Raw genomic sequence first — 16,963 nt, 5'->3', positions numbered from 1 at the left:
AGCTGCGACTTCCGTCAGGCTGCCTTCTTCCGTTCCAATCGCGCCTTGATGCTCGCAGGATCCGCGCGTGGCGTCGCCGCGAAAAGCGTCTTGGTGTAATCGTGCTTCGGATCGGAGAACACCTCGTCACGGGTGCCGTATTCGACCGCCTCGCCGAAATACATCACCATCACCTCGTCGGCGATGTAGCGAACCACCGACAGATCGTGACTGATGAAGACGTAGGTGAGGTTGAACTCGTCCTGCAGATCGGCCAGCAGGTTCAGCACCTGCGCCTGCACTGAGAGGTCGAGCGCCGAAACCGGCTCGTCGAGAACGAGCAGGCTCGGATTGAGCATCAGGGCACGGGCAATCGCGATGCGTTGCCGCTGACCGCCGGAGAACATGTGCGGATAGCGGTTGAAATGCTCTTCGCTGAGGCCGACCTTCTTCAACATCGCCATGGCGCGATCACGCCGCTCGGCGGCCGGCACGTTGCCGTGAATCACCAGAGGCGCACCCAGCACGTCGCCGATCTTCTGGCGCGGATTGAGCGAGCCATAGGGGTTCTGGAACACGATCTGCACTTCGCGCCGGAGATCCTTCGTGAGGTCTCCCTTCGCGATATCGACCTTTTTTCCCTGAATGAGGAGATCGCCGGACGTTGCCGGGTCGATCAGCGTGAGGATGCGCGCAAGCGTGGACTTGCCGCAGCCGCTTTCGCCGACGATGGCGAGGGTCTTGCCTTTCTCGACCGTGAAGCTCACGCCCTTCACGGCATGGACCGTCCTGCCCTTGGAGAAAAGGCTTCCGGGCATATGATAATCCCGGACGATATTCCGGGCTTCGAGAACAACACTCATGATACGGCCGCTCCGGCGATCTCGCTTCCGTCCTTGAAATAATCCGCGATGGTAGGCAGGCGGTCGCCCGTCGCGTTGTCAGGCAACGCAGCCAGGAGAGCCTTCGTGTAGTTGCTGCGCGGATTCTCGAACAATGTCAGTACGTCCGCCTCTTCCATCTTGCGGCCCTTATACTGAACCACGACGCGATCGGCAGTTTCTGCGACCACGCCCATATTGTGGGTGATCATGATCATGCCCATCCCGTGCTCGGCCTGAAGCTTCACGAGAAGGTCGAGAATCTGTTTCTGGATCGTGACGTCGAGTGCCGTGGTCGGCTCATCGGCGATCAGAAGCTTCGGATTGCAGGCGATGGCCATGGCGATCATCACGCGCTGGCACTGGCCGCCGGACATCTGATGCGGGAACGAGTTCAGACGCTCGGCGGGGCTGGGGATACCGACTGCAGTCAGAAGCTCGATGGCGCGGGCGCGCCGCTCCTTCCGCCCAAGGCCGAGATGGAAGCGCAGCACTTCCTCGATCTGGAAGCCGACCGTGTAGCACGGATTGAGGCTTGCCACCGGCTCCTGGAAGATCATCGCAATGTCCTTGCCGACGATCTTGCGACGCTCGGAATCGGACAACTTAAGAAGATCACGGCCATTGAACGTCATCTTGTCGGCCGTCACCTTTGCCGTCCACGGCAGAAGGCCCATCACGGCGAGCATCGACACGGACTTGCCCGAGCCGGATTCCCCGACGATAGCCAGAACCTCGCGCTCGTCGACCTTGAGCGACACGCCATCGACTGCCCGGAACATGCCGGCAGAGGTCTGAAACTCGACGACGAGATTCTCGATTTCAAGAAGCGCCATGATCAGGACCTCTTCAGCTTCGGATCGAAGGCATCGCGAAGGCCGTCACCCAGAAGATTGAACGCGAGCACCGTGATGAGGATGGCGAGACCGGGGAAGGTGACGACCCACCAGGCGCGAAGCACGAACTCGCGGGCATCGGCCAGCATCGTGCCCCATTCAGGCGACGGAGGCTGTGCGCCGAGGCCAAGGAAGCCGAGCGCAGCCGCATCCAGGATCGCGGTCGAGATACCGAGAGAGGCCTGCACGATCAAGGGAGCGGTGCAGTTCGGCAGCACTTCCTTGAACATCAGGCGCATCGTGCTGGCGCCGCTCACGCGGGCAGCCGTCACGTAGTCCTTCGAGGTTTCCGTGATCACCGCGGCGCGAGCAAGGCGTACGTAATGCGGCAGGATCACCAGGGCCACCGCCAGCATGGCGTTCATCAGACCTGGGCCGAGCACCGCTACGATCACGATGGCGAGCAGGAGGCTCGGCAGGGTGAGGATGATGTCCATCAGGCGCATGATGAAGATCTCGGTCAGGCCGCGGAAGAAGCCTGCGACGAGGCCGAGCACGGTGCCGAGGATGATCGAGATCGTCACCACCACGATGCCGATGAGGAGCGACAGTCGGGCACCGTAGATCAGACGGGACAGGATATCGCGCCCGATGGGATCGGTGCCGAGCGGGTAGGACAGCAAGCCGCCCTCCTGCCAGAACGGCGGCTTGAGCGCGATGGCGGTGTTTGTGACATTGGGATCATGAGGCGCGATCACATCCGCCAGCAACGCCACGATCACAACGGCAACGATCACGACGAGACCGGCGACGGCGCCGTGGTTGGCGCTGAAATAGCTCCAGAACTCGCGTAGGGGGTGGGGCGGGGTGGCCGTCGGCGCTGCGACGGCCGGAGCTTCCATGGTTTCAGTGGTCATCGCGTATGCCTGATGCGAGGATTGATGAGGCCGTAGGCAAGGTCGACGAGAAGATTCACGCTCATCACGACAACGCCGAGCAGCAGGGCACCGCCCTGCAGCACCGGATAATCGCGGCGGAAGATGGCATCGATGAGCCATTTGCCGACGCCCGGCCAGGAAAAGATGGTTTCCGTAAGGATCGCGCCGGTGAACAGCACGCCCACCTGCAGGCCGATCACCGTCACGACGGGGATGAGCGCATTGCGCAGGGCATGCAGGGCGACGATCCGGAATCGGGTCAGGCCCTTGGCCTTGGCCGTGCGGATGTAGTCCTCGCCGAGCACTTCCAGCATGGCCGAACGGGTCATGCGGGCGATGACGGCGAGCGGCACCGTGCCGAGGACGATGGTGGGCAGGATCAGGTGTCTGACGGCAGACCAGAACGCCCCCGGCTCGTCGGAGAGAAGCGTGTCGATCAGGAGGAAGCCGGTGATCGGCTCGATATAATAGAGCACATCGATGCGGCCTGACACGGGCGTGAGATCGAACTGCACCGAAAAGAGCAGGATGAGAATGAGGCCCCACCAGAAGATCGGCATGGAATAGCCGGTGAGCGAGATGCCCATCACGCCGTGGTCGAAGATCGAATTTCGTCGGATGGCCGCGATGATGCCTGCCGGAAGACCGAGCACGAGAGCGAAGATGATCGCGCAGAGCGCCAGCTCGATAGTGGCCGGGAACAGGGCCGAGAATTCGTTGAGAACCGGCTCCTGGGTGATCATCGACTTGCCGAGATCGCCCTGCAGCACGCGCGACAGGTAAATCCCGTATTGGACGAAGATCGGCTGGTCGAAGCCGTATTCCTTGCGCAGCTGTTCGTGGCGGGCGGGATCAATGCCGCGCTCGCCGGCAAGCGTTTCGATGGGATCGCCCGGTACGAGGCGGATCAGGAAGAAGGCCAGCAATGTGATCCCGATGAAGGTCGGGATGATCAGGCTGACGCGGGTCAAAATGAATCTGAGCATCGTCTGAACATAAAAAGGCGGAGCGGCTTTTTTGAGCCGCTCCGCCGTAGGTTGAAGGGATTAGCTTACTTGCCCTTGATGTCCACGCCGTAGAACGTGTGGCGACCGAACGGCGAGAGCTTGAAATCCACGACTTCCTTGCGGACCGGCTTCAGCTGCACGGCGTGAGCCACCGTGAACCACGGAGCCTGCTCCTTGAAGATCTTCTGAGCTTCTTCGTAGAGCTTGGTGCGCTCGGCCTGATTGGTCGTGACCTTGGCCTTCGTCACGAGATCGTCGAAGGGCTTGTAGCAGAACTTCGCGATGTTCGAGCCCGACGCGGACTGAGCCGAGGCGCAGCCGAGCAGGGTATGCAGGAAGTTGTCCGGGTCGCCGTTGTCGCCCGTCCAGCCGAGCTGAGCCATCTGGTGCTCACCGGCCTGGGCCCGCTTGCGGTACTCGCCCCACTCGAAGCTCTTGATCTCGGCCTTCACGCCGATCTTGGCGAGGTCGGCCTGCATCAGCTCGGCGATGCGGCGTGCATTCGGGTTGTAGGGACGCTGAACCGGCATCGCCCACAGGTCGGTCTCGAGGCCGTTCGGGTAGCCGGCTTCCGCGAGCAGCTTCTTGGCCGCTTCCGGATTGTACTCGTCGTCCTTGATCGAGCTGTTGTACGACCACATGGACGGCGGGATCGGATTGATGGCAGGGACGCCGGAGCCGAGGAACACGGCATCGACGATCGCCTTCTTGTTCATGGCCATGTTGAAGGCCTTACGGACGCGCACGTCGTCGAAGGGCTTCTTCGTGGTCTGGTAGGCGAGGTAGCCGACGTTCAGGCCGGCCTGCTCCATGACCGTGATGTTCGGATCCTTCTTCATGGCGTCGAGGTCAGCCGGGTTCGGATACGGCATGACGTGGCATTCGCCCTTCTGGACCTTGGCCCAACGCACGGAGGCGTCCGGGGTGATCGAGAAGACGAGGTCGTCGAGCTTCGCCTTGCCGTCCCAGTAATCGGGGAAGGCCTTGTAGCGGATGATCGCATCCTTCTGGTACTGGACCAGATAGAACGGGCCCGTGCCGACCGGCTCTTGGTCAATCTTCTCCGGGGTGCCGGCCTTCAGCATGGCGTCGGCATATTCCTTCGACTGGACGCCTGCCCACTGCATGGCGAGATTGGCCAGGAACGGAGCTTCCGGCTTATTCAGGGTGACACGGACAGTGTAGTCATCGACCTTCTCGACCGACTTCAGCAGGGCGGGCATGCCCATGTCGTTGAAGTAGGAGTGGTTCGGGCTCGTCACCTTGAAATAGGGGTTCGCTTCCTTCCACTGACGCTCGAACATGAACACGACGTCGTCGGCATTCAGGTTGCGGGTGGGCTTGAAGTTCTTGTTGGAGTGCCACTTGGCGTTCTTGCGCAGGTGGAAGGTGTAGACCGTGCCGTCAGCCGAGATGTCCCACTTCTCGGCGAGGCCGGGGACGACCTTCGTGCCGCCGCGCTCGAAATCGACGATGTTGTCATAGATCTGCTCGGTCGCGTCGAAGGACGTGCCGGTGGTGTTGACGCCGGGATAGAAGTTCTCCGGGCTGCCCTCGGAGCAATAGACGAGGGTTTTAGCGGCCAACGGAGCGGCGGCCAGGAAGGCCGGAACGCAGATGGCTGCGAAAAGGGCTGATTTTTTCATTACCTTGGTCCTCTGAGACGGCTCTACTCGTGGCCGTTCTGTGACGGAGTTAAGGTGCGAAGCCCCGATAATGTCAATCTGTCCATGCAACAATGGATAATTTTTAAGGGAAATTTACCATTTTCTGCCCATGCGACAGTCGGAATCGGCGGTTCGAGGGGTCAATTCTCCGCGATTCTGGACGGTTTTCGGCCAAAGTCGCTCAAAATGCCCTTGTTCACAATTGGCCAAGCGGGGCGACACTTTTCAGAGGGGCGAGCGTCGATCCTGCTCAGCCGCTTCCGTGACCTTCGCGGCCAGATCGTCGCGGCTGAAGGGCTTGTGGAGCATCAGATAACCGTCCGGCAGTCGCTTTGGATCGGCATACCCGGTGACGAGCAGGATACCGAGATCGGTTCGTATCTCTCGTGCCTTGTCGGCCAAGTCGGTTCCCGTCATGCCGGGCATCGCAAAATCGGCAATGAGGAGATCGAGCTGATCATCGGTCCTCAGGATATCGAGGGCTGACGATCCATCTGCAGCCTCCACGACCCGATGCCCCATCTCGGTAAGATAGGCGGCAGTCACGGTTCTCACTTCCGCATCGTCATCAACGAGCAGAATGCGCACCTTGGGCGCATCGGGTGCGGTCGCCTCCTTCTCATGAGGGCTGTCTTCCTGTTCGACGGCTGCGCGGGACAGGTAAAGCTCGACGGTCGTGCCCACTCCGACCGTACTTTGGATCGTGACGGTACCGCCGGATTGCTGCGCCAGCCCGTAGACCATGGGCAAGCCAAGCCCTGTTCCCTTGCCCACCTCCTTGGTGGTGAAGAAGGGTTCGAGCACCCTGGCCAGAACCTCCGGTGGAATGCCGCTACCCGAATCCGTGACAGAGATCACCACGTACTCGCCACCGCTCAAATCGGTAATCCGTCCCTCGTCCACCGCCTCATTGCGGGTCGAGAGAGCGAGGGTCCCGTTCTCGACCATGGCGTCGCGGGCGTTGATGCACAGGTTGAGGATCGCAAGTTCGAGCTGATCCGGGTCGACCATGGCTGTCCACAGGCCGTCGGTGAGATGGCGCTCGATCCGGATGACCCCGCCAAGCGTGCGCGTCAGCAGGTCGTTCATGCTGGTGATGACCTGATTGACGTCCACGGCCTGAAGCCGCAGGTCGCGCTGGCGGCTGAAGCTCAGGAGTCGCTGGGTCAGGGAGGCGCCGCGCTCCGCCGCATAGGTGGCGTTCTGCAACAGCCGCGTCAGGCGGGGGTCGTCGGGCGCCCGGCGCGAGGCAAGATCGAGGCTGCCAAGGACCGCCATCAGCAGGTTGTTGAAGTCGTGCGCGATGCCGCCGGCAAGGGTCCCGAGAGCCTGCATCTTGTCCGCCTGCCGCAGGCGCATCTCCATCAGCTTGCGCTCGGTGATGTCGCGCTCGATGGTGGCAAGGTGCTTGACGGCTCCAGCCTCGTCGAGGATCGGGATATGGTTGATCAGGAACCACTGGGTCGTGCCGTCGGTCGAGGTCCGCTGCTCGACGATCTCGTCGGGGGCACGCGCTGCAATCGCCCGGCGCTCTGCCTCCTCGATCATCCTGGCTCGGTCCGACGAGACGAAATCCCGCTCCTTATGGCCGAGGCAGTCTTCGGAATTGCAACCGAGGCTTTGCGCCTTGCTGGCGTTCAGGCGGACGAAACGGCCGTCGAGATCCTTGAAGGAGATCAGGTCGTCCGTACTCTCCATCAGCCCGCTCAGAAGCGCACGCTCGGTATCGAGCTTGCGGGCCAGCATGCGTCGCTGGTAGGCGGCGGCCACTATATTGGAGAGGGCGGCCGGATCCCAGGGTTTTGGGACATAGGCCATGATGCGGCCCTTGTTGACCGCACCGATCACTGCCTTGAGATCCGCATAGCCGGTGAGAAGAATCGCATCGGCGTCGGTTTCGTGGCGGGCCCTGGCCAGAAACTCGTCGCCCTGCATCTCGGGCATGCGCTGATCCGAGATGATGATAGCGATGTCGGGTTCCTGCCGGATGATGTCGAGCGCCTGGACCGGCGACGAAGCCGTCAGCACCCGGTAATCGTTCTCGAACAGGTCCTCGATCGCGATAAGGATATCCGGCTCGTCATCGACGACCAGGATCGTGCCATTGGTTGAATTCATCTCGCTCGACAAGGTCATGAAACAATATGCCTCGGGATCGTGATGGTGAAACCGGCGCCCCCCCGGGAGCCTGAATCCACCGCAATCGATCCTTTGTGGGCCTGGACGACGCTATAAGCGATAGCCAGGCCAAGTCCAGTTCCAGACCCGACGGGCTTGGTGGTGAAGAACGGTTCGAAGACGCGCTCCCGCAATTCCCCTGGAATTCCCGGACCTGTATCGCTGATCTTGATGGTATAGGTTGTCTCGTTACTCTCAGTTTCAATGTCTATGCCGCCGGTGCCCTTGATCGCGTCGGCGGCGTTGCCGATGATGTTCATGACCACCTGGTTCAGAAGGGCGGGTGAGCAATAAAGGTCGGAAACCGCATTGTAGCGTCGCCGCACGTCGATCCGGGTGCCGAGCTTATGGCCTAAGAGAGCCAGTACGGTCTCAATGGATTCCGGCACGTTGACCGTCTGAAAGTCACCTTCGTCGAGGCGAGAAAATCGTCTCAGGTTGAGAACTAGATCCTGAATCCGGGCAAGCCCCAGCTTCATGGCGCCGACGCGATCTCGGGATTTCTGCACCTGCCGCTCAAGCCCTGCCTCGGATGGGAGTTTCGAGGCGATTTCGGTGAGCAGCTTCTCCACCGTGCCCTGATGCGCCTGGATGAAGGCAAGGGGATTGTTGATCTCATGGGCAATGCCCGCCACCAGTTCGCCGAGAGACGCCATCTTGGCCGCCTGGACGAGCTGGGCCTGAGTGCCCTTCAGGAGATCGTTGGCTTCCTCCAGCTCACTGTTCGCCTTGGCCAGGGCCTCTGCGGAGGCGGCCTCCGCCTGGGCCTTGGCGAGGGCCAGTTCCCGCTCGCGCAGTTCCGCCTCGATGCGCCAGTTCTCGTCCTGCATCAGCTTACGCCGAATGAGCGCGCGGATGCGCACGCGCATCACGTCGGCTTCGACCGTGGAGGGGACGATGTCATCCACCCCTGCGGCAAAGGCACGTCCGAGCAGGTCGCCCCCTTCCTCGTTGCCGAGGCCGACGATGGCAAAGCTTGGAGCATCCGTGCCCGGCAGGGGCGCGAGCCCGCGATAAAGGTTCAGCTGACGGCACAGCTCGATGCCGTCGAAGCCAGGGCTGAGCAGGTTGACCAGGATGCAGTCCCAATTGGCATCCGGCAAGCGAACCTGCCTGAGTGCCTCGACTGATCCTGGGACCGGCGTCACCGCATAGCCTTCATGGGCCAGCAGATTCTGCAAATAGGTGCGGCGTGTCGGGCTGTCGTCCACGATGAGGAGGCAGGCCCGGCGGAAGGCACCGAAGCTGGGGGATTGCCGATCCTCCCTGGAATCGCCAAGCGGGGACGAGCGCCGGCGCAGCAGCGCCTTGATCCGCAGAACGATCAGCTCCTGCTCGGCTGATTTGGAGATGTAGGCGTCCGCGCCGCTCTCAAGGCCCTGACGCTCGACGGCGCGCTCCCGCGCCTCCGTCAGCATGATCACCGGGATCGCCCGCGTCCGCACGTTGAGGCGCATCTGGCGGGTCAATTCGTCCCCGTTCATCCCGGGCAGATGATAATCGGCGATGACAAGGTCGGGCAGCCTTTCGTTCAGACTATCGAGAGCGGCTTCCGCCGTGGAGCGCCAGGAGACGCTGAAGCCGTTCGTCTCGAGCATATGGCGCAGCTGCAGCGCCTGGGTCTCAGAATCCTCGACCAGGAGAATCTCGGCGGTCTGGGCAACAGTGCCCGCGCTCATTCGCCCTCTCCCCGCACCAGCCTCAGGATCTGGGGCGCGATCAGGTCAAGGGGCAGGCTGACATTGACGCCGCCCATGCGGGCCGCCGCCGCTGGCATGCCATAGACGACGGCGCTGCTTTCATCCTCCGCGAGCCCGTAGCCTCCGGCCCGACGCAATTCGACGAGGCCCTGCGCTCCATCCTCGCCCATGCCGGTGAGGATGACGCCGAGCCCCCTGTGCCCCGCAGACCGCGCAATCGACTGGAACAGCATGGTGGCCGACGGCCGCTGATTGCTTAGGGGAGGTTCGCTGCTCACCTTCAAGGTTCCTGCAGGAGACAGGAGCAGGTGCCGGTTGCCGGGCGCGACATAGACACGGCCGGGTGCTGGGATCTCCTGATCCTGCGCGATGCGGACGTCCAGAGGCATCAGCCCATTCAGCCAGGAGGCGAAGCCTTCCATGAAGGGAGCGCCCATGTGCTGGACGAGGAGAATCGGAAGCGGAAAGTCCTCCGGGAGGGTGCCCAGAACCTTGGCGAGCGCCGGCGGCCCGCCCGTGGAGGCGGCAATGCCCATGATGCTCGGGCGCGTCGCCTTCCATTCGGTCTCTCGCCTGGGGGCTGGGGTGGCACTCTTGTCGCGCCATGGCGCGAAGGAGCGCTGCCGGACCACCGGCACTTGGCTCATGATGTAGAGCTGAGTGCAGATGGTGCTGGCGATTCCGGCGTAATTGACGCTGGAAAGGCCGACGGGCTTTTCCACCACTGTGAGTGCGCCGGCGCGGAGCGCATTCATGGAGATCTTGAGAGAGGAATCCTCGATGCTGTCGGCAATGACCACGATGGGCGTCGGATGTTCCGACATGATCCGGCGCGTTGCCTCCAGCCCGTCCATGCCGGGCAAGCGGATGTCCATGGACACCACGTCCGGCTGCACGCGGCCGATTTCCTGAAGCGCCTCCTCTGCCGAGCTGACGGCCGCCGCGACCACGAGGCGCGGATCGCTGGCGATGATATGGACGAGCAGCTGACGGACGACGAGGGAATCCTCGACGACCATCACCCGGACCCGTGGCTGGGACGCCATACTCATCGCCTGAAACTCACAACACCTGCCCGATCGTTGCCAGGAGCTCGCGCTGATCGAACTTCTGCTTGGTAATATAGGCGCTCGCGCCGAGATCGAGACCCTTGCGCACATCCTCTGGGTCGGCGCGCGAGGTCATGAGGATCACGGGAAGGGTGGACAACCGCGGATCGGTCTTGATCGCCTGCAGCAGGCCGAAGCCGTCCATGCGCGGCATCTCCACGTCAGCGATGACGAGGTCCACGATGGCCTCGCCCGAACGCAGGACGTGAAGAGCATCGATGCCGTCGACACTGAGGAGAACCTCATAGCCCTGCGCCTCCAGAATGCTCTTCTCAAGGGTCCGGGTGGTGATGGAATCGTCGACCACGAGGATAGTCCGCGACCGCCGCTCCTCCTCGGGAGCCCATTGCGCAAGGCCCAGGCCGCCGGCGGCGAGCCTGCTCTCGTTCTTGACCCAATGCTCGACCAGCTTGTCCGGGCTCAACACGAGGGCCGGCATCTCGTTTTCCAGCAGGATGGTGCCCGACACCAGCTCGTTCAGCCCGATCGCCTGGACATCGCTGACCAGCATCGTGCGGACGTCATGGAAGGTGTTGACGGCAAGCGCACAGGTGCGGGAACCGTGGCGGACGATCACGGCCTTCACGTGTCCTGCCTCGGTGGGGAGGGGGGCATTCGGGGATCCTGTCAGGGCTGCAAGGGCGACGACTGGCACGATAACGTCCTGCCCCCCGATCTCGATCCGTGCCGTGGGACGGCCTTCCACACTTTCCAGCGTTTGGGCCGGCAGTCGCAGAAGCCGCTCCACCGCATGGGAGGGCAGGCCGAACATTCGCTCTTCCGCTTCCAGAAGCAGCAGCGGCTGGCGCGCCGCCGTGAAGGGCACATTCAGCAGGACCTCAGTCCCGTGAGGATAGCGCGGCCGTAGCAGAACCGAGCCCTGCAGCTTGCGGACGGCCTCCGCCACGACGGATAGGCCCATGCCCCGGCCCGCAAGGCGATCGACCTCGCCCGCCGTCGAGAAGCCGGGTGCGAAGACGAGGGACAGCAACTGATCCATCATCGGTGGCGGATGGCCTGTACTCCGCGGCTGCAACAGCCCGCGTTCGATGGCGACCTGCTCGATGCGCGCCAGATCGGGCCCGCGTCCGTCGTCGCGAACACTGATGGCGAGACGCCCGCCGCGAGAGGCCAATTCCAGGGTTATCTCGGCCCGTTCGGGCTTGCCTTTGGCGACGCGTTCCTCCGATGACTCGACACCGTGGCTCACCGCGTTGCGGAGGAGATGCATGACAGGGTCCTTGAGCGCCTGAAGCACCTGCCGGTCGACCTGGATATCGAGGCCGATGCTGCGCACGTTTATGTCCCGCCCCGCCTTGCGGGCGATCTCGCGCACCATGTGGCCGAAGCCGCCGAATACTGTCTCCGCCGAGACGAGGGAGACGCGGTCGATGTTCTCGCGGACCTGTCGTGCCGCCTGCTCGATGGTCCAGCTCGCCTGCCGCCTGTCACGGGACAGGGCGGACAATCTGCGAAACAGCGCCTTCAGGCCTTGATCGAAATCGCGCAGGCGCGGGGAAAAGGATGCGTTGCTGCGGCCCTGCGGCGCTGTGGAATTCAAGGCATTGACCTGCGCATGGAGCTGATCCCAGCTTCGCCTCAAGCCGCGAACCTCCAGTTCGATTTGCCGCAACGTGTCGTCAATTCCCTCATCCGCCTGCAGCTCTGCCAGAAGCTGGTGCATGGAATCGGACAGTTCTTCCATCTGCTCGGCGGCAACGCGGAGATAGGATCCCGTGCCGGTATCGGCAGGTGCATCTGTCTTCGGCGCAACCGGTTCAGGTTCAAGCGCTGCAGGTTTCGGCACCGGCGCCGGAGACGTCTGCGGTTCCGGCCGCCTCAGAACATCCGCGACGAGATCCTCGATGAGGTCGAGATTGTGCCGCACCGTTGCGATGGCGGGCTCGTCCAGCGATTGTTGCCCTTCGAGCACTTGCGAGAAGAGCGCTTCGAGCTGGTGCGCGACCTCTTCGACCGCCGGCAGATCGACGGCGCGGGCGGCGCCTTTGAGGCTATGCGCACGACGAAAGACATCCGTCAGATCGATCTCGCCCGCACCCGCATGATCGAGCGCGGAGCGGATCGCCTGGAGATGTTCCCGGTGCTCCGCGTCGAAGGCCGCGAGAAGCTGCTTGCGGATATCCGTCACGATGTGCGCGTCCTCATCATCGACCGCTTACAGGCGATAGCGCTCGGCAAGGCCGAGCAATTGCTGCGCAAGAGTGGACAGGTTGGCGGCCGCCGTATCGAGCTGGCGCGTGCCGGCGGCAGTCTGCTGGCTTGCCTGGCGGATGTTCTGAAGCGCTCCCATCACTTGCTCGATGCCGAGCTGCTGCTGATTGGTCGAAGCGATGATCTGCTGGAAGGTCTGCACGCTCTCCTGGATCTGTCCCGAAATGCCCGTGATGGTCTGCTGCGTGATGTCCGTGCGCTCCTTGCCGGCAGAGACGCGCTTCACGGCTTCCTCTGTGAGCATCACGGATGAATTGATGCCGCGCTGGATGTCGCCGAGGATCGAGCGCACCTGCAGCGTCGCATCCTTTGCCTGATCGGCCAGCGTCTTCATCTCTGACGCCACCACCGCGAAGCTGCGCCCGTTTTCGCCGGCTGCGGCAGCTTCGATGGCGGCGTTGAGGGCGAGAAGATGTGTGCGCTCCGATATGTCGTTGACCGATGCGATGATCTCGCCGACGGCTTGCGTCTTCTCGCTCAAGGCGACGATGTTTTCCGCCACCGCTTCCGCCTGTTCACGAATGGCATCCATGGCACGAGCGGTTTCCTCGACGGCCTGCAATCCCGACATGCTGGTTTGCGCCGCCGCCTGTGCCGATGCGATGACCTCCTGCGCGCGCTTGCCGATTTGTGTGCCTGAATGCGTGATCTCGTCCACGGTCGCGGCCGTTTCCTGCACGGCGGCCAATTGCTCTTCGACAGAGGCCGCCTGTTCCTGGGTCGAAGCACGGATTTCCGCGGCTGCTGCATGCAGGTTCTCGGTCGCCTCCCGGCTCTGCTGCGCGAGCTGTCGCAGGCCGTCGACCATGGTGTTGAGTGTGGAACCGAGATGGCCGATCTCGTCCTTTCCCGTCATGGCCATCTGACCGCCGAGCTCGCCACGTCCGACCCGCTCGACGAAGCCCATGAAAGCGCTGAGTGGACCTGTGATGGAAGATCGCAGAGCATAGGTGATCAGGATGCTCAGGAGACCCGCGCCGGCCACCGCGAGGATGATCGACATGCGGCTCTGCTCATAGACCTCGGCGACCCGCTGCTGCCCGATCGTGATCGCTTCGCTCAGAATGCTGCGGGACTGCGTGAGATTCCTGTTCCAGGATTCCCGGCTGGTGTTCAGGGCGCTTTGAGTGCCGATAACCGCCGCGAGGTCATTGTTCTGCAGAGCCGCAAACTGCCGTTCTGTGGTGGAGCGCAGTTGACGCAGGTCCGCGCCGGCCCGGTTGAGTGTCTCGATGATGCGCCGCCATGCATCCGCTCGCTGTGACGTGACCGACCGTGTGGCAAAGTCATTCACCGTTGCGACCGCCTGCGCGAGGGACGCTTCAGTCGCATCGGCCTGCTGTTGCCATGACCGGGCCAGGTCGTCGTTGGCCACCTGCTGCTGGCCAAGCGAGCGCAGGAAGAACCGGGAGAGGACCTCCTCCCGCACGCTGCGCATGGCATTCTGCTGCTCGCCGACATCCTCGATCTGACGCATCAGAGCCAGATCGCGCGTGACGATCGTTTCCGTCGATTGGCGGACATCGTCGAGCTGGTTAAGGGTATAGACGCCAAGGCCGACCATCAGTGCGACGATGACGGCGAAGCCGAGAAGGATGCGGTTGGCGATCGAGATCGTCACGTCAGGCTCCAGGAACAGATGAAGAGGATAAAAGGGGGCGCAGAAGGCGCTCGGTATCGAGAAGAGAGAGCGTTTCGTCTTGGTCGGCAGATCCCGCCTGAACCTTGCCGTATCCGGTGACGGCGTCATTGCGGAAGCCGGCCGCTTCGTCGCCAGACACAGGCAGGATGTCCGCGACGCTGTAGGCGCGCTCGACCCTCAGCGCTACCTGCGGCTGCTCGCGTCGCAGCAGGACGAAGTGCTGGTCCTCGCTATCCGTGGAGGATGGCTCAAGGCCCAGCGCGAGGGCGAGATCGATGACGCTCACCAGTCGTCCGCTCCGGCCGAACAGGCCGATCAGAGCTGGCGGACCATCCGGGACGGGCATGCATTTCTGAGACGGCAGAACTTCCGCCACCCCGTTGATGGGAAGACCGAAGCGCTCACGGCCTGCGCCGCAGACCAGGGCGCGAGGCAGGGCCTCTACGGACGCTGCCGCTGCATCCTTGCGGGTTGCTAGAAGTTCCGTGCGCTCGTCGAGGATCTGCTGCACGCGCTCCTCGGCCGAGCGAACGCGGGTCCATTCCATCAGTCTCAGCTTACGGCGCACCGATTTCGCCACACTCATCTCCTGCGCTTGGACGACGTTGCCGCTTCGAGATGGATGCGGACGAGATTGCGCAGATCCACAGCGGTGAGCCCGTCCGCCTCCTCGAGGAGGCGGTCGTCAGGCATCGCCGCCGCAATGCGGGCCGCATTGGTCAGCGCGCGCCGGCCAGGACCGGATCGCCTTTCCGCGAGCAGCAGCAGTCCAAGGTGGTAGTGAGCCATGGCAAAGCTTTTATCGAGATAGATGCTTTTAAGGAAGCTTTTCTCAGCGCCATCACCCTGTCCGAGGGCCTGCAGGATGAGGCCATGGTAAAAGTGAAGGGCCGCGCTCAGCGGCTGATCGACGAGGGCTTTCCGGCAGAGAACATCGGCGGCGGCGAAGTCGCCTATATTGGCTTGCGCCCTGACCGCGTCCAGCAAGACGTCCAGAGCCTGCGGGACAGCGGGCGAGGCAGGAGCGTTGGATGGCGCCTTCGCAGGACGTGGGAGCGCATGCCGCTTGGCCGGTTCCACGCGCTTCGGAATAGGCGGTAACGGGGCAAGATCCTTCAGAGGCAGCGCAGGCCGTGCGAAAGGCGGTGCCTCCCCCGGGCCTGACCGATAGGCCACCGTTCCCGGTAGATTCAGGGTCTGCATCATGGCGGAGAAGGCAGGATTGGGCTCGGCATGGCCCAGCAGCATCCACCCATCCTCCGCGAGGCGGTCATGCAGCACCTCGACGATCCGGATCACCGTGTCCGGATGAAAATAGATCAGGACGTTGCGGCAGAGGATCAGGTCGAAATCGGTGAATTCGAGCGGCGACGTGCCATCGAGAAGGCTCAGAAGGTTATGCCTCTCGAAACGGACCAGCGAGCGGAATTCCGGACGCACCTGCCACTGATCCTTTCCCGCGCTCAGGAAATAGCGTTCCCATTCTGCCGGCAGCATGGACCGGAGCGCCCATTTTCCGAATCTTGCCTGCTTGGCGACGTTGAGAAAGCTGTCGTTGATGTCGGTACCGATAATGTTCACGCGCCACGTCCCGAGATCCTCGCCGAGGATCTCGTTGACGAGGATGGCAACCGAATAAGGCTCGGCTCCCGTCGAGCATCCTGCGCTCCAGATCCGCAGCCGCCGCGTGGATGTCTTTCTCTCGATGATCTCGGGCAGGATCGTATCGCGCAGCGCCGCGAACTGCTCCGCATAGCGGAAGAAGAACGTCTCGCCGATGGTGATCTCGGTTTCCAGCTTGCCCCATTCGGCAGGACCCGAAATCGCGTCGTCCAGAAAGTTCAGATACTGCGTCGAATCGGAAAGGGCCGTAGCGCGCAGGCGCTTGCGCACGCGCTCCCAGAGCAGGTCGTCCTTGTCCTGGTAGTAGAAATGTCCCGTGCGCTCGATGATGCGGCTTTTCAGTTCTGGAAAGCCGGCATCGATCAGCGGAACGGCGGCGGCGCATGCGGCCATCAGGCCGGGACCGCCCATTCGCGGAGCCGATCCTGTGCCTGGCGTCCAAGCTCTGCCAGAGTCTGCTGCTCCTCAGCAAGGAGGATGCGCTCGGCTGAGAGCAGGTGGACGAGACGTCCATCCCATGTAACCTCCGCCTCGACGCAGCCGTTCAAAGTGCCTGCTGCGCTGACGGACGAAAGCTGGGACGTGTCCACGCTCGCAACGTCCAGTACCCGGTCGACAAGGAGCGCAGATAGTCCCGATGCGCTGAACCGATCGATGAGGATCAGATGCCGATAGAGATCCGCCTCGGCATCATCCTCGACACGCAGAAGGCCGAACAGCACATCGAGCCGAAGAACTGGAACAGCGTGGCCGCTGAGGTTGAAGAACCCTGCCACCGGACGAGGCAGGACGGGAGGGTGCCACAGGCGCGGCAGCGGCAGAAACTCGCGTGCGGCGCTTCTGTGCAGGGCACAGGCGGTGCCGCACACGTCGAACACTATGATCTGCAAACTTGCCATGGGGTTGGGTCGAGGGAGGAAACCGGTGGAGGGCTCAAGCCAATTCGATCATTAAATAGGTGCGAAGCCCGGTCTGACAACCGCGGAGTGTCGGCGGTTAGAGCATGGTTGGGCGCGACCCTCTGGGTCCGCACGATGCACTAGAGAGAGAGATGTTTGATCCCGGGGTTTGATGGTGCATTCTTATCGCCGGAATGGAGGGATGCGCTATGGGCCAGGTTCTCCATGGGAGCGCCACAACGACAGAGGCAGTCCGTCGAGCAATACAGCAT

Annotated in this window: 13 protein-coding genes; all 13 read right to left on the bottom strand. The window is 62.7% G+C overall.

Translation table 11 applies throughout. The features are described from left to right. Positions 1–14: 14 nt before the first annotated feature. The 13 genes from ACS5Q1_RS06755 to ACS5Q1_RS06695 all read right to left on the bottom strand — a co-directional run bounded on the left by ACS5Q1_RS06755 (position 15) and on the right by ACS5Q1_RS06695 (position 16,691). Complete coding sequence (locus ACS5Q1_RS06755; protein ID WP_473097448.1) at positions 15–842, bottom strand: ABC transporter ATP-binding protein; 828 nt, start codon at positions 840–842, stop codon at positions 15–17. Continuing rightward, on the bottom strand, positions 839–1,696 hold the full coding sequence (locus ACS5Q1_RS06750) for an ABC transporter ATP-binding protein (protein WP_473097447.1): 858 nt from the start codon (positions 1,694–1,696) through the stop codon (positions 839–841). The genes ACS5Q1_RS06755 and ACS5Q1_RS06750 overlap by 4 nt, the downstream gene beginning before the upstream one ends. Before the next feature lie 2 nt (positions 1,697–1,698). Further along, the gene (locus ACS5Q1_RS06745; protein ID WP_203441533.1) at positions 1,699–2,613 is read right to left on the bottom strand and encodes an ABC transporter permease subunit; all 915 of its coding nucleotides are present in this window, start codon (positions 2,611–2,613) and stop codon (positions 1,699–1,701) included. Further along, positions 2,610–3,620 (bottom strand): ABC transporter permease subunit, encoded by a 1,011-nt coding sequence (locus tag ACS5Q1_RS06740; RefSeq protein ID WP_203441532.1) that lies wholly within the window; start codon positions 3,618–3,620, stop codon positions 2,610–2,612. The genes ACS5Q1_RS06745 and ACS5Q1_RS06740 overlap by 4 nt, the downstream gene beginning before the upstream one ends. A gap of 65 nt (positions 3,621–3,685) precedes the next feature. After that, positions 3,686–5,287, bottom strand: a complete 1,602-nt coding sequence (locus tag ACS5Q1_RS06735; protein ID WP_203441531.1) for an ABC transporter substrate-binding protein — start codon at positions 5,285–5,287, stop codon at positions 3,686–3,688. A 246-nt stretch (positions 5,288–5,533) separates the two neighbouring features. Beyond that, positions 5,534–7,444 (bottom strand): response regulator, encoded by a 1,911-nt coding sequence (locus ACS5Q1_RS06730; protein WP_473097446.1) that lies wholly within the window; start codon positions 7,442–7,444, stop codon positions 5,534–5,536. Continuing rightward, entirely contained in the window at positions 7,441–9,165 is a 1,725-nt protein-coding gene (locus ACS5Q1_RS06725; protein ID WP_473097445.1) for a response regulator, read from the bottom strand. The genes ACS5Q1_RS06730 and ACS5Q1_RS06725 overlap by 4 nt, the downstream gene beginning before the upstream one ends. Then, the gene (gene cheB, locus ACS5Q1_RS06720) at positions 9,162–10,238 is read right to left on the bottom strand and encodes a chemotaxis-specific protein-glutamate methyltransferase CheB (protein WP_473097444.1); all 1,077 of its coding nucleotides are present in this window, start codon (positions 10,236–10,238) and stop codon (positions 9,162–9,164) included. The genes ACS5Q1_RS06725 and cheB overlap by 4 nt, the downstream gene beginning before the upstream one ends. Before the next feature lie 10 nt (positions 10,239–10,248). Then, entirely contained in the window at positions 10,249–12,444 is a 2,196-nt protein-coding gene (locus tag ACS5Q1_RS06715) for a hybrid sensor histidine kinase/response regulator (RefSeq protein WP_473097443.1), read from the bottom strand. Between the two features lie 27 nt (positions 12,445–12,471). Beyond that, positions 12,472–14,148 carry a methyl-accepting chemotaxis protein gene (locus ACS5Q1_RS06710; RefSeq protein ID WP_473097442.1) on the bottom strand — a complete coding sequence of 559 codons (1,677 nt, stop codon included), beginning with the start codon at positions 14,146–14,148 and terminating at the stop codon, positions 12,472–12,474. A gap of 1 nt (position 14,149) precedes the next feature. Further along, the gene (locus ACS5Q1_RS06705; RefSeq protein ID WP_473097441.1) at positions 14,150–14,749 is read right to left on the bottom strand and encodes a chemotaxis protein CheW; all 600 of its coding nucleotides are present in this window, start codon (positions 14,747–14,749) and stop codon (positions 14,150–14,152) included. A gap of 2 nt (positions 14,750–14,751) precedes the next feature. After that, the gene (locus tag ACS5Q1_RS06700; protein ID WP_473097440.1) at positions 14,752–16,203 is read right to left on the bottom strand and encodes a CheR family methyltransferase; all 1,452 of its coding nucleotides are present in this window, start codon (positions 16,201–16,203) and stop codon (positions 14,752–14,754) included. After that, complete coding sequence (locus tag ACS5Q1_RS06695; protein ID WP_473097439.1) at positions 16,185–16,691, bottom strand: chemotaxis protein CheW; 507 nt, start codon at positions 16,689–16,691, stop codon at positions 16,185–16,187. Before ACS5Q1_RS06695 ends, ACS5Q1_RS06700 begins: the two co-directional genes overlap by 19 nt. Positions 16,692–16,963 lie beyond the last annotated feature (272 nt).

It is taken from the genome of Microvirga sp. GN3 (assembly GCF_055792825.1).
Note: the sequence above shows the minus strand (reverse complement) of the source record. Positions and strands in the feature narration are given on the sequence as shown.